The sequence below is a fragment of the Kamptonema formosum PCC 10802 genome (assembly GCF_000332335.1).
In the GTDB taxonomy this organism is placed as follows: domain Bacteria; phylum Cyanobacteriota; class Cyanobacteriia; order Cyanobacteriales; family Oscillatoriaceae; genus Oscillatoria.
The window spans coordinates 1872481-1886191 of the sequence record NZ_KB235948.1; the positions used below are offsets into that span (position 1 = coordinate 1872481).

Below are 13711 nucleotides of genomic sequence, written 5' to 3' on the forward strand. Positions count from 1 at the left end.
TCAAATCTTTAAATTACGCACGCTGTGCTCGATCTGCGCAAGCTCTGCGCAAAGCCTTGCGGCATCAAAGGTTGGGACAGCTTTGTGGGAAGCTGGAAAAAAGCCGGGGCGAGTGCCGTGTCAGCTAGAGGCGTCTCTTTTCTCCCTCTCTTTCTCCCCCTCCCCGTGCACGGGGAGGGGGTAGGGGGGTGGGGTTCCCTTGGCGCAAAGAGTTTTGCACCAGCCTCGTGCGAGGCCGAAATTGTCATCGAATTCAACCGCACTTCCGCCACCGCTACCCACATTCAGGGGTTAGCCCTGATCCAGCTTCAGTACCGCCATGAAAGCCTCTTGTGGCACATCAACCGTGCCGATCGCCTTCAGCCGCTTTTTCCCCTTGGCTTGTTTTTGCAGCAGTTTTTTCTTGCGGCTGATATCGCCACCGTAACATTTCGCCAGAACATCCTTGCGCAGGGCGGGGATGTGCTCGCTAGCGATCACCCGAGAGCCGATAGAAGCTTGCAGCGGAACCTTGAACTGGTGGCGGGGGATCAGTTCCTTGAGCTTTTCCACCAGAGCCCGCCCGACGTAATAGGCTTTGTCGCGGTGGACAATCATCGCCAGAGCGTCAACTGGGTCATTGTTGATCATGATATCCAGCCTCACCAGAGGATTTTCGCGGTAGCCGATCAGGTGGTACTCCATGCTGGCGTACCCCCGCGAGCGGGACTTCATCTGGTCAAAAAAGTCCGTCACCACCTCAGACAGCGGCAATTCATAAATCAGCGCCGTGCGCTCTGGGGTGAGATACTTCATGTCCTTAAACACGCCGCGCCGGCTCTGGCAGAGTTCCATCAGGGTGCCGACATAGGTTTCCGGCGTAATCTGCTCCACCTGGACATAAGGCTCTTCAATCTTCTCGCGGTAGTGAGGTTCCGGCAAGTGGCTGGGATTGTCAACATAGACCACCTCACCGCTGGTCGCTGTCACCCGGTAGACTACAGAAGGAGCCGTAACAATCAGGTCCAGGTTGTATTCCCGCTCCAGGCGCTCCTGGACGATTTCCATGTGCAGCAACCCGAGGAAGCCGCAGCGGAAACCGAAACCCATAGCGCTGGAGGTTTCCGGCTCGTAGTGCAGCGCCGCATCATTTAATTTCAGCTTTTCCAGGGCTTCGCGCAAGTCGGGAAATTGGTCGGCATCGGTGGGGAACAGACCGCAAAACACCATCGGTTTGGCCTCGGCGTAGCCGGGGAGGGGTTCCGCTGCCGGTGCCTGGGCTAGAGTGATCGTATCGCCGACGCGGGCGTCTTCGACGGTTTTAATCGCTGCTGCCAGGTAGCCCACCTCGCCGGCGTGGAGTTCGCCCACCTGAGTTTGGCTGGGGGAGAGTACGCCCAACTCGTCAATCTGGTACTCTTTGCCCGAAGCCATCAGCCGGATGCGGTCGCCTTTTTTTACCGTGCCGTCCATAACGCGGAAATAAACGATCACGCCGCGATAGGGATCGTAGTAGCTGTCAAAAATCAGCGCCCGCAGGGGGGAAGCCACTGTATCTCGCGGGGCTGGCACCCGGTGCACCATCGCCTCCAGGATTTCGTCAATGCCAATGCCCTCTTTTGCCGAGGCGAGAATGGCACCGCTGCAATCGAGGCCAACGATTTCTTCGATTTCCCGTTTCACCCGATCGGGTTCGGCACCGGGCAGGTCAATTTTATTGAGAACGGGGATAATCTCCAGGTTGTGCTCCAGGGCCAGGTACACATTGGCCAGAGTCTGCGCCTCCACGCCCTGGGAGGCGTCCACCACCAGCAGCGCCCCCTCGCAGGCGGCGAGACTGCGGGACACCTCGTAGGAGAAATCCACATGGCCCGGAGTGTCAATCAAATTGAGCACGTAGAGCTGGCCATCCTTGGCCTTGTAGTTCATCCGGGCCGCTTGCAGCTTGATAGTGATGCCGCGCTCCCGTTCCAGCTCCATGTTGTCCAGGAACTGCTCTTTCATCTCCCGCGCATCCACCGTGCCGGTGGCCTGCAAGAGGCGGTCAGCCAGGGTGGATTTGCCGTGGTCGATGTGGGCAATGATCGAAAAATTACGAATGCGAGAGACGGGGACGTCAGTCATACGCTTAGCATAAGCTGCTCTCAGCTTCAAAACCAGTGGGATGGGGACAGCGGTTGCAAGGGCAGAAGCCAAGCGCGTGCATTTTAATGCTTTCTTCGCGCTTAAGGTGCTGCGCCTCTTCTTATAGTGTATAGAGCAGCGTCGTAGAATAGGCTTTAGGGAACGCACTTGCCACCCCGGATGCCGGTCGTCGCTGCAGCGAATCCAGGACCGACCGCGCTCCTCAATGGCGAGTCAGTCCAGTTGCTGTCAGCCATGCTAGCTGCTCTCGCCCCTTCGTTGTTTGTGATTAGGATTTCTGTTTATGAATGAGCCTGCTGTTGACACTCGCCGCTCAGCTGAGAAAGTAGAAGTTTCCGTCCATATCGATTCCGAACTGGTAGACCAGCTCAAGCACCTCACCAACGACCCCAGCAAGATCGTTGAAACCGCTCTGCGGCAGTGGCTGCGCGGGGAAGTGGGTCGGGATGACGACCTGACTCGCCACCTGATGAGAAACCCACCCGTGCCGCCCAGAGGCGAATGGAATGATTGAAGCGAATTGCTAATTGCGGCAGTTGCGCACCGGCCACCGGGCAACGGGTCTGGCGCACGGGGACGGTTTGGTGGGAAAAAACCTCACCCCCTGTGACCGGCGCTCTTTGTGTCGGGTGACGCCATAACTCCGTCAGGATTCACGCGCGGCAGTTTCTTTTGTGGAAATCTGATGACCTCTCCTGCTGAGAACCAGCTTTCGGTGGCTCAATCTCCAGGCTTAGCATCTACGACTTGTGAAAATTCTCTCTGGTTGCGAGGGCTGGGGGCAGAGCTGGCATTCACTCAAGACGCCAGCGGCGTCTATCTTTCCTTCTACTGGCAATCGGCTGAGGGTTACGGTCTTCTGCCCGAGCGAGTTGTGGGACTAAGGCTCGAGCAAACGTTCGGGCCGGTGGCGCTCGCACCCTATATGGACCGGGTGCGGCGGGTTTTGCTTTGCCGGATTCCAGAACGGTTCACCTATCCGTTTCGCTACGCCGAGCAGTATTTTCTCTTCGAGCTGGCTGTCAGCCCTATTTTGACCTCTTCGTCAGACGTGACTGCGGTTCTGGTGATGGGCCGGCTGCTGCGCGAGGCGCACAGCAGCCCGCCAGACTCAAGCGCTGAGTCAGGGAGCGACCCGACAGTTGAGGGGTCTGGCCTCGACCACCACCAAAAACTCCTGGCCGAAATTGTCGGGAGCGTCCGCCGCACCCTGCCTCCGGGATCGGAACTCTACCAAAAACTGCTCAGCAAAATTGCCCGCAATATCCGCCGCACTCTCGATTTCCAGACGATTTGCCAGCAAACGGTTAATGGTCTGGGCCAGCCGCTCTCTCTGAGTCGCTGCATTATCTGCCCCTACAGCAGTTCCAGCATTTCGGTGCGGGTGGCAGCTGAGTACCGTCAAGAACCTTTCCCTTCTATGCTGGGGCAAGAACTGTCGCTCTCCGACGATCCCTCCCTGAGTCGGGCAATCTCCACCCTCGAACCGGTTGCCAGCGAGTTCCTCCCCGCCGGCGACTTCCAGCAGCAGTCGGTTCTGGTGGTGCCGGCCTGCTACCAAGACCGGCCCAACGCTCTGATTTTCCTGCACCAGTGCGGTTGCTCTCGCCCCTGGAGTGCGGCTGAGATCGAGTTCGTGCGGGAGCTGGCGGAGCAAGTCGGCACGGCGCTGGCTCACGCCACTCTCTATAAGGAATTGCAACAAGCCCGCGAGGAAGCTGAGGAAGCCTCCCGCCTGAAAAGCGAGTTTCTGGCGAATACCTCTCACGAGCTGCGCACGCCCCTCAACGGTATGATTGGATTCCTCAAGCTGATCATCGACGGGATGGCAGACGATCCCGAAGAGCAGGAGGATTTTCTCCGCGAGGCTTACCGCTCTGCCCTGCACTTGCTCAATTTGATTAATGATGTCCTGGATATCGCCAAAATCGAGGCCGGCAAGATGCACCTGGAACTGGGCCCTGTGAGGCTGGATGAGCTTTTTAAGGATGTCGGGGACTTGACGCAGGCCCAGGTGCAGCAGAAAAATCTCTTCTTCCAAGTGCAAAAGCCGGCAACCTATGATGAGTGTCTCCTGTTCGGCAACTACCAGCGCCTGCTTCAGGTGATGTTAAATCTGGTTGGCAATGCGATTAAATTTACTGACTCTGGCGGGGTGAGCGTTAGCGCGGAGGTGATCCGCCAGAAGATGATTGTTCAGAATCAGGAACTCCCGGGGATGGTTAGAGTCCGTGTGGCGGATACCGGCATCGGCGTGCCTCTGGAAAAACAGCACCGCCTGTTTCAGTCTTTCTCTCAGGTAGACAGCTCCCGCACCCGCCAGTACGGCGGCACCGGCTTGGGACTGGCCATCTCCCAAAAGCTCGTGGAAGCTATGGGGGGTGCCGTCAATTTCTACAGTATGGGCGAGGGACTGGGATCTACGGTGACGTTTACTGTGCCCCTCTATCAGGAGCCGGTGATGATTTGCTCCCCACCCCCTGACCCGATTGACCTGTTTCTTTAGGGCACTGGGTATTGGGCATTGGGCACTGCGGCGGGAGTGGGGCATCATCGCATTGGGCAAAAGCTGAAAATCTTCCCTCTGCCCGATGCCCCCTGCCCCGCGCCCCCTGCCCCGCGCCCCCTGCCCCGCGCCCACCCTATTTTACAGGAGCTTTACAAAAGCTCTGACCGCTTATTGTGCCTCAAAGCCACACGCTATCTGGAATTTTCCGGTTGAGTGACTTGTCTTTATCCAAATTTTTTTAAAGATTCAATAAAGATAAGTATATTTTTTAACGCTCCCCACAGAGAACATGTCAAAATTTCAGTAGATTTACGGAAAACCCAGTCCCAAACAATCGTTTTCAGATATATTCCGTCTGAATAGTTTTATCGGGCCTTTTGGGCCAGCGGCTGCGGCTAGGGGGAGGTGCCGGTGCCGGTGCGGACAGATTTTCTCCCAAGCCGGCTCGCCCCGAAGAGCGCGACCGCCGGCAGCCCCACCCCAGCCTAAAATAAGCGGCCAGCTTCAAGCAGGATTCTTGGGTGAGGGAGTGAGGGGGTGAACTTTTCTTCCTCTTTCTTGAGAGGGAGGAAAATCCCTTGATTGCTGCAGTCCCGGACGCGCCCTAGAATAAGCTAATCCTGCGGAATCTGATAAAATTAAGAAAAGCTGAAACCAAGCTATACTTAATGTTTAGCTGAGTTATCAGAATCAAGTCCGGCAGATGAGTATAAAAACTGAATTGCCTGGCGACAGGGGCGACTGTTTGTGGGATTCGGGGGTGAGAGTCGTTTAAGGAGGGTGCTGTGACCCAGAAAATATCCGAAACATCCCAAAAACTGTTGCTGGAAATCGGCAGGAATATCCGCCGCACTCGGGATTTAAACACGATTTGGCAGGAAACGGTTCGAGCGCTAAGACCGGCAACAGGTGCCAGCCGCTGTATCCTCTGTCCGCTCACCAGTAATAGCGCCATCTTGCCGGTGGTGGCTGAGTGCGCCCTTGAGTCAGTTTCTTCGATGCTGGGCTGGCAAATCCAACAGGGCGCGGAGCCTTATTTGAGTCAAGCTCTGGCCACAAAAGACGTGGTGGTGGCCGACCGGCCCGAAGCGGGCAGCCAGGGAGGGCGAGAGCCGGTGCTGGCGGTGGCGAGCCGCTATCAAGACCAGCCCAACGCTCTGATTAGCCTGCACTACTGCGATGGCCAAGGCCGGTGGGGTGCCGAGGAGATCGAGTTCCTGCGGGAAGTAGCGGATATGGCCGGCAGTGCGATCGCTCACGCTAACCTGGCGCGGGAATTGCAGTCGGCGCGATCGCAAGTGGAAGAAGCCTTGCGTTTGAAAAGCCAGTTCCTGCTCACGATTAACGACCAAATTCGCAATCCCCTGAACGGCATCATTGCCCCTCTGACGCTGGTTCTAGATGATATGGTGGACGATCGGGCGGAGGAGCGGGCTTTTCTCCAAGACGCTTACCGCTCGGCGCTCCATCTCTATGAAATGGTGAATGACATCCTGAATTTCAAGGCTAAACCGGCTCACATGCAGCTGGAATTGCTGCCGGTCAATTTAAATAAACTTCTCAGAGATGTGCAGCGCTATACGCTAGCTCAGGTGCTCAATAAGCAGCTCTACCTCAACATTCAAATGCCCGCTGAGGAAATTCTCGTGTGCGCCGACTACCAGCGGCTGCTGCAAGTCCTGTTAAATCTGGCCGGCAATGCCATCAAATTCACCCATTTTGGTGGGGTGACGATCAGTGCCGAGGTGCTCAGACAGAGGGCGATCGTTCACGATCGAGAGCGTCCGGGAATAGTGGAAGTGCGCGTGTCTGACACCGGCATTGGGGTGCCGGTGGAATATCAGCGCCGGCTGTTTGAACCTTTCTTTCGAGTGCACGGCTCCACCACAAGTCCCTACCCGGGCAGAGGTCTGGGTCTGGCGATCTCCAAAAAGCTGGTGGGAGCAATGGGGGGCGAGATTCATTTTTACAGTATGGGCGAGGGACTGGGATCGACAGTCACCTTCACTGTGCCGCTCTATTGAGTGCCGGTGAGGGGAACCGTACTGAACCCTCGACTTGACTTCTTCTAGAAAATGTGATAGGGCGGGACGGAGGGCGTCTCGCCTGCAGCCGGTCGTTTTCAAAATTTTGACAGGATTCTTATACTAAGAAATAGTTAACGATACCGAGAGGATTCCATGACCGAGCTTCCTTCGGCTCGCGACTTATTTCGAGCCGCTTACGAAAACCGGTACACCTGGGATGGCGACTTTCCCGGCTACAGCGCAGATGTTGAGCTCAAGCAGGGTGAAGAAGTCTACACCGGCTCCCTTCGCATCAATCGCGACTATAGTGTGGAAGTCACCGGCATCGAAGACGAAGAGGTGAGACAGAGTGTCTACACCCAGCTGCGGGACGTGGTCACCCACCGCAAACGGAACTCCTTTGAGGAGTCCCACGGGAAAAACACCTTCAGCACCGGCACAGCAGACGGCACCGGCGCGCTGGAGATTCTTGTCAAAGGCGACTCGATGGGGTCTAACTACAAAATCCGGGGCACCGAAATTTGCCAGGTGAGCCGGGTGATGGGCCGGATCGCATTTGTGATTGACACCCACGAAAGCTTGGACACAGGGTCGGGCTACGCTGCCAGCCGGTACGACGCCGTTTTCCGCAACCCCCAGACGAATGACATCATCCGCGAACTGCAATTTGAAGACACCTACGAGAAAATCGGCGATTACTGGGTGATGACGCGCCAAGTCGTCCACTCCAAGGAAAATGGCTCCGTCACCACCACCGAGTTCAACTTCTCCAACGTCAAGCTGCTCGAGCTGGTAGCGGTTTAGCCGTCGGGCGCTTTCTGGCGGGCAAGCATGCGCTGCCGGCACCCACAAGGGGTGCCCCCACAGCATGCTCAACGAGACAGACGAGGCGGCGAACAAGATAGGATCGATATAACCCTCAATTGCATGGAAAAATTTTTGGGAGGAAAACCATGTCGGAAACTCTAGAACTCACAGCTGAAAACGTTGAAACTGTTTTGGATGAAATGCGCCCCTACCTGATGTCGGATGGCGGCAATGTTGAGCTTGTAGAAATAGATGGCCCTGTTGTGAAGCTGCGGCTCCAGGGAGCCTGCGGTTCTTGTCCGAGCTCGACAATGACCCTGAGGATGGGGATTGAGCGCCGGCTTCGCGAATTAATCCCGGAAATTGCAGAAGTCGAGCAGGTGCTGTAGTCAGCGGGCGCAGGGCGCTGGCCGCAGGGTATGGGGCATTGGGCATCATCGCGTTGGGCGCGGGGCATTGGGCGTAACTAATTCCCCGCCCCGATTTCCCAACTGCGGTTAATCAACCGGATAGGATCAAACATCCCACACTGCACCCCACACCTGACAGCTGAGAAAAAGCTGACGCATCATAGCGGAAAAGTGATACATTGAACAGGGAAAGCAAAAATGAAGAATTCACCAGCAAGACTTGCACTCGCTGTGGCCATGCCCACACCCGTTTAGGTGGTTCCAAAGTTTTCCACTGTCCCAGTTGCGGGTTTACGCTATCTCGGGACTAGAATGGCGCTTTCGGGATTTTCCTGAAAGCTTTGCGGGATACCGCCTCTATCGTCTTTGATGGCGATAGTGCCATCGTTGCACTGTCCGGTAATACCCGGAACAATGTCGCGTAAATGTATCAGCAAGCTGCTTTTCCCTGTTTGTTTTTAAGCGCAATCCCATGCCCCATCCGCTATACGTCGCTTTCATCTGGCACCAGCACCAGCCGCTCTACAAAAGCCGCACTGCGGGAGAGTACCGGCTGCCTTGGGTGCGGCTGCACGGTACGAAAGATTACTTAGATCTCGTGCTGCTGCTCTTGCGCTATCCAAAGCTGCACCAAACGGTAAATCTGGTTCCCTCGCTGATCGTGCAGATCGAGGATTACGTCGCCGGCACGGCGTTTGACCCTTACCTGACAGCGGCGCTGACGCCAGCCGAAGAACTGACTAAGGAACAGAAGTATTTCATCATCGAGCATTTTTTTGACGCCAACCACCACACCTTAATTGACCCCCACCCCCGCTACGCGCAGCTCTATGGCCAGCGGCAAGACAAAGGATGGCCCTGGTGCCTGGAAAATTGGAGCCTGCAAGATTACAGCGATTTGCTCGCTTGGCACAACCTGGCTTGGTTCGACCCCCTGTTTTGGGATGAGCCAGAAATTGCTAAATGGTTAGAGCAGGGGAAGGACTTTACTCTCACTGACCGGCAGCAGATTTATGCCAAGCAGCAAGAAATTATGGGGCGCATTATACCACAACACCGGAAAATGCAAGATGCCGGCCAGTTGGAGGTGATAACTTCTCCCTACACTCACCCGATTTTGCCGCTGCTGGCCGATACGGATGCCGGTCGGGTGGCAATTCCGGAGATGATTTTGCCGGAACAGCGCTTCCAGTGGGAGGAGGACATTCCCCGCCACTTGAGCAAAGCTTGGGATATGTACAAAGACCGATTTGGCCGGCAGCCGCGCGGTTTGTGGCCATCTGAGCAAGCGGTCAGCCCCGCAATTTTGCCCCACATTGCCGATCAAGGCTTCAAGTGGATCTGCTCGGATGAGGCCATCCTGGGCTGGACGCTGAAAACCTTTTTCCACCGGGACGCTACGGGTAATGTCTGCGAACCGGAGGCGCTGTACCGGCCTTACCTGCTCCCAACTGAATACGGTGACTTGGCAATTGTGTTTCGCGATCACCGGCTGTCGGATTTGATTGGCTTTACCTACGGATCGATGAAGCCGGAACGGGCGGCGGCTGACCTGGTTGGCCACTTGGAGGCGATCTCCCGCTGCCTGAAACAGCGCCAGCCCGAAGGGGGCACAGCCCTGGAACAGCCCTGGCTGGTGACCATTGCCCTCGACGGCGAGAACTGCTGGGAGCACTACCTCGAAGACGGCAAACCCTTCCTGGAAGCCCTCTATGAAACCCTCAGCGAGGATGACGGCATAAAACTTGTTACCGTTTCCGAGTTTATCGAGCAGTTCCCCCCGACAGAAACCCTGACCCCCAGCCAGCTGCACAGCGGTTCTTGGGTGGATGGCAGCCTGACAACCTGGATTGGCGACCCAGCTAAAAATCGGGCGTGGGATTTGCTGGCCCAAGCGCGACAAGTGCTGGCAAATCATCCGGAAGCGACAGAAAAAACCAATCCGGAAGCGTGGGAGGCGCTGTACGCAGCGGAGGGTTCTGACTGGTTCTGGTGGTTTGGGGAAGGTCACTCCTCCAACCAGGATGCCATGTTCGACCAGCTGTTCCGGGAGCACCTGATCGCTCTCTACCAAGCGCTGGGCGAGCCGGTGCCCGAACAGCTGTACCGTGGGGTGGAAGTTCACGAGGTGCGGGGAGATCGCCGCCCACAAAGTTTTATTCATCCGGTCATCGATGGCATGGGCGACGATCAGGACTGGGACAAGGCCGGTCGCATCGAAGTGGGCGGAGCGCGGGGGACGATGCACCGCAGTTCCGCTATCCAGCGCCTCTGGTACGGCGTAGATCACCTGAATTTCTACCTGCGGCTGGATTTCAAGAGCGGTGCGCGACCGGGTAAGGACTGCCCGCCGGAACTGAATTTGCTGTGGTACTATGCAGACCGGCCCATGCACAACAGCCCCGCACCCCTGAAGGAGGTTCCGGATGAAGCGCCACTGAACTATTGGTTCCGCAACCACCTGCAGGTAAACCTGCTGACGCACTCGTTTGTGTTTCAGGAGGCTGGCGAACACAGCACATGGCACGTCCGTGCCGGTCGCGCTCAAGTGGCGGTCAACAAGTGCTTGGAGGTGGCGATTCCCTGGGCGGATTTGCCGGTGGACCCTGACTGGTCGCTGCGGCTGATTTTGCTGCTCTCGGATGCCGGTCGTTTCTGTGATTATTTGCCGGAAAACGGTCTGATTCCGATTGAGGTGCCGTAACGGAAACCTCACCCCCTAACCCCCTCTCCGAAGCGCGGAGAGGGGGAACAAGAGGAATCTTACTACCCCTCGTTCCCAGGCGGAGCCTGGGAACGCCGTGAAAGGAGGCTCTGCCTCCTTAAGTAGCAACTTGGGTTATATAAGAGAAAATGAGCGCATGTGAGTGAGGACTTTCTACCCAGTTGAGATAGACAGTATTTTAGACTCTGGCTGAAAAAGCTTTCCTGCCATTTTTTCAATCCAAAATCCAAAATCCAAAATCCAAAATTGGTATTAGCCCTCACTGCGAACCGGCTTAAGCGTCTTTGACGGGACGCATGGTGGGGAAGAGGATGGCGTCGCGGATGCTGAGCGTGTCTGTCAGTAGCATCACGATCCGGTCCACTCCGATTCCCATGCCGGCACAATTGGGCATTCCCAAGGATAAGGCTTGGATGAAGTCTTCATCCATTGGGTGCGCTTCGTCATCACCGGCTTTTTTCTGCGCCAGCTGCTCTTCAAACCGCTTGCGCTGCTCTTTCGGATCGTTCAATTCCGAGAAGCCATTGGCGCATTCTGTGCCGGCAATAAATAGCTCGAACCGCTCCACAAAACCGGGCTTGCTGCGGTGTCCTTTGGCGAGGGGGCTGACTTCGACGGGGAAGTCGATAATGAAAGTTGGCTGAATCAGGGTTGGCGCTACCTGCTTGTCAAAGACGGTGTAGAGGACGTAACCCAAACTCTGCTTTTCCAGATTGGAGAGGTGCGCTCCGAGCTTTTCGGCGGCGGCGATGGCGTCTGGCAATTGCAAGCTGTCAAAATCCAAGCCGGTTTTATCTTTGACGGCTCCCACCATTGTTTGGACTTGCCAGTGCTTCCCGGTGAACGTGGGATAGCTGCCGGTGTGGTCGTACTGGCGCTCTAAATTGATAATTTGCCCCTGATATCCTATCTGCTTGCGGTCGCCAAAAACAGCAGCGCCTGCGTTGCAGATCACCTCTTCTACGACAGCCAGGATGTCGAAGTAGTCGGCGTAGGCTTGGTAAACTTCCAGGGAGGTGAATTCAGGGTTGTGGGTGCTGTCAATGCCTTCGTTTCTGAAGACTCGCCCCAGTTCAAAGACGCGCTCGAAACCGCCGCAAATTGCCCGCTTCAGGAAGAGTTCTGGAGCGATGCGCAGGTACAAATCTACGTCGAGGGCGTTGTGGTGGGTGATGAAAGGTCTGGCGGCGGCTCCGCCATAAATGGCTTGCAGGGTGGGGGTTTCTATTTCATAAAAGCCGGCGCTCCACAGGTAAGTGCGGATGCTTTGCAGGATGCGGCTGCGCAAGACAAATCGCTGCAAGGATTCTGGATTGCCGGCCATGTCCATTTCCCGGTGCCGGCGGCAGGTTTCCGGGTCATTAACTCCGTAATAGGCGTCGGGAAATTGGATGGTGGCTTTTGAGAGGACTTGCAATTCCCGCACCTGGATGGAGAGCTCTCCGCGCTGGGTGCGACAGGCTATTCCTTCTGCGCCGACAAAATCGCCGATGTCGAGGAGTTTTTTAATCTGGTCGAAGGACAAGCCGGTTTCGCCGGTGACTAGACTTTTCTCGATTTTGAGCTGAATTTTGCCGTCGGCGTCTTTGAGGTCAATAAAGCAAATTTTTCCGCTGTCGCGCTTGGAGGTAATGCGACCGCAAAGGCGGAGAGACTGTTCTTCTGGGTCTGTCTGTCCGTTTTGGAGTTCTTTCCCGGGTTGGGCAAATATGTCGTGCACCTGCTGTGTGGTGTGCGACCGCTGGTAAGACGGGCTGGGATAGGGCTCTATGCCTATCCCCCGCAGTTCATCTACTTTCTGCGACCGTACTTCTGTTTCGCTGCGTGTCATCCGCTGTTATCCTTTGTTAGGGCAAGCTCGTTATTATAGCATACAGGTGGCGGAGTTGTGCCATCCTGAGGACAGGCGGGAGGCCTGTCCTACGTCTGGCAGGACGCCTGTCCTAGGTCTTCCCCTGCGCCGGCGCTTTCCCTGCGCCCATCAAGAAACCGGGTTTCTTTTAGAAACCCGGTTTCTGGCGGTTGTTTTGCGCAGCAAACCTGTTAGGATTAATTATGTCTGCCAGCTTACTTACAGGGTTTCATAGCTGGCGCTACGCTGTGACTAGATGGCAGAAAGCCGGTTGGTTTGAGAAAGGGAGTTTGCCAACTTTAGGGAGATTGAGGACAGCGAATCTCGCCTTCTCTAATATAAATGACGGCCTGACAACGGGTGAGAAAGTCCATTCCCACCAGACCATCTGCAAAAGTGGTTGCCGGCAAAGTGTAGGCGAGCATGGGGAAATTGTCCACATGATGACCCAAACAGCTGAACCAAGGGACAGCCACCACCGGCGCTGCAACAGTGCCACCCCCTGTGAGGGTTGTGAGCCGGCGCAGAGGATTTTGCAGGTCGCAACCCAGAGCCTCTAGAACGCTGACCCGCAATAGAGTATAGGAGGAGCCTGTATCTACCAGCAACCTAACTTCCCTAACACTGCCATCTCTTCCACCGGCGGCGGCTTGTACCAGCAGTAAGTTTCCGTAGCGCGAACACCGATAAATTCTTTGTGCACTCACAGCATCACCGCGTAATCTTCAGGAATAGGGCCAGTATATTCGATGGCGATTGACTTGATGTGTTTAAACCTCATCAGTGCTTTGTCTATTTCATCTCGGTCGGCTGAGTGAGCTAAGACTTCGCCCCGATACACATTCCACTCGAAGTCGGTTTCGGTGTCAGCAATCAGCACCCACTGGCGCGGGTAGCGGCTGCGGATTTCTTCAATCGTCAAAATTTCGCCGGTCGGCTGGTAGCCGGGGTTGTTGCTGTACCGGACAGGTTTGCTATCTTGACTTTCGAGTTGGGAGGATTCCTCTGATTTTTTCTCTGCCGCTAGAATGTGGGGGTGGGGAGTTGCCGGCTGGCTCTCACCGGCTGGCTGAGTGAGGCGCTGTTCGCGGAATTGGAGAAAGGCGATAAAATCAGCGACTTGTTTGAGCTGTTCTTCGCTGAGTCGGTCTAGTTCCTGTCCGAGGTGTTCTTTGATGCCGGTCATTTTAATTTCTCCTGAGTCAGGATGGAGCGCGAATCTCTGGATTAATTATAGCGTTTCGTAATGCCGGTTGT

At 55.9% G+C, this 13711-nt stretch carries 10 protein-coding genes and 1 pseudogene; 7 read left to right on the forward strand and 4 right to left on the reverse strand.

Annotated elements, in window-relative coordinates:
- Positions 1 to 291: 291 nt before the first annotated feature.
- Complete coding sequence (gene lepA, locus OSC10802_RS0107990) at positions 292 to 2103, reverse strand: translation elongation factor 4 (protein ID WP_026098273.1); 1812 nt, start codon at positions 2101 to 2103, stop codon at positions 292 to 294.
- Between the two features lie 304 nt (positions 2104 to 2407).
- On the opposite strand from lepA, the gene OSC10802_RS0108000 reads away from it, so the two are divergent.
- The 7 genes and pseudogenes from OSC10802_RS0108000 to OSC10802_RS0108025 all read left to right on the forward strand — a co-directional run bounded on the left by OSC10802_RS0108000 (position 2408) and on the right by OSC10802_RS0108025 (position 10581).
- The gene (locus OSC10802_RS0108000) at positions 2408 to 2638 is read left to right on the forward strand and encodes a type II toxin-antitoxin system CcdA family antitoxin (protein WP_017716270.1); all 231 of its coding nucleotides are present in this window, start codon (positions 2408 to 2410) and stop codon (positions 2636 to 2638) included.
- A 171-nt stretch (positions 2639 to 2809) separates the two neighbouring features.
- Entirely contained in the window at positions 2810 to 4630 is a 1821-nt protein-coding gene (locus tag OSC10802_RS39180; RefSeq protein ID WP_017716271.1) for an ATP-binding protein, read from the forward strand.
- A 788-nt stretch (positions 4631 to 5418) separates the two neighbouring features.
- A complete protein-coding gene (locus tag OSC10802_RS39185; RefSeq protein ID WP_017716272.1) occupies positions 5419 to 6657 on the forward strand; it encodes a GAF domain-containing sensor histidine kinase in 1239 nt (412 codons plus the stop codon).
- Between the two features lie 156 nt (positions 6658 to 6813).
- Positions 6814 to 7464 (forward strand): DUF3386 domain-containing protein, encoded by a 651-nt coding sequence (locus tag OSC10802_RS0108015; protein ID WP_017716273.1) that lies wholly within the window; start codon positions 6814 to 6816, stop codon positions 7462 to 7464.
- Between the two features lie 149 nt (positions 7465 to 7613).
- Complete coding sequence (locus OSC10802_RS0108020) at positions 7614 to 7856, forward strand: NifU family protein (RefSeq protein ID WP_017716274.1); 243 nt, start codon at positions 7614 to 7616, stop codon at positions 7854 to 7856.
- Between the two features lie 221 nt (positions 7857 to 8077).
- Positions 8078 to 8302: pseudogene (locus tag OSC10802_RS46010) on the forward strand (zinc ribbon domain-containing protein); the annotation flags it as partial.
- Positions 8303 to 8349: 47 nt separating this feature from the next.
- Positions 8350 to 10581, forward strand: coding sequence for a glycoside hydrolase family 57 protein (locus tag OSC10802_RS0108025; RefSeq protein WP_017716275.1), 2232 nt, complete (start codon positions 8350 to 8352; stop codon positions 10579 to 10581).
- A 295-nt stretch (positions 10582 to 10876) separates the two neighbouring features.
- Here the strand turns inward: OSC10802_RS0108025 and lysS are convergent, their stop codons facing one another.
- The 3 genes from lysS to OSC10802_RS54140 all read right to left on the reverse strand — a co-directional run bounded on the left by lysS (position 10877) and on the right by OSC10802_RS54140 (position 13640).
- Positions 10877 to 12433, reverse strand: coding sequence for a lysine--tRNA ligase (gene lysS, locus OSC10802_RS0108030; protein WP_017716276.1), 1557 nt, complete (start codon positions 12431 to 12433; stop codon positions 10877 to 10879).
- Between the two features lie 320 nt (positions 12434 to 12753).
- Positions 12754 to 13161 (reverse strand): retropepsin-like aspartic protease, encoded by a 408-nt coding sequence (locus tag OSC10802_RS0108035; RefSeq protein WP_017716277.1) that lies wholly within the window; start codon positions 13159 to 13161, stop codon positions 12754 to 12756.
- The gene (locus tag OSC10802_RS54140) at positions 13158 to 13640 is read right to left on the reverse strand and encodes a hypothetical protein (RefSeq protein WP_017716278.1); all 483 of its coding nucleotides are present in this window, start codon (positions 13638 to 13640) and stop codon (positions 13158 to 13160) included. The genes OSC10802_RS0108035 and OSC10802_RS54140 overlap by 4 nt, the downstream gene beginning before the upstream one ends.
- Positions 13641 to 13711 lie beyond the last annotated feature (71 nt).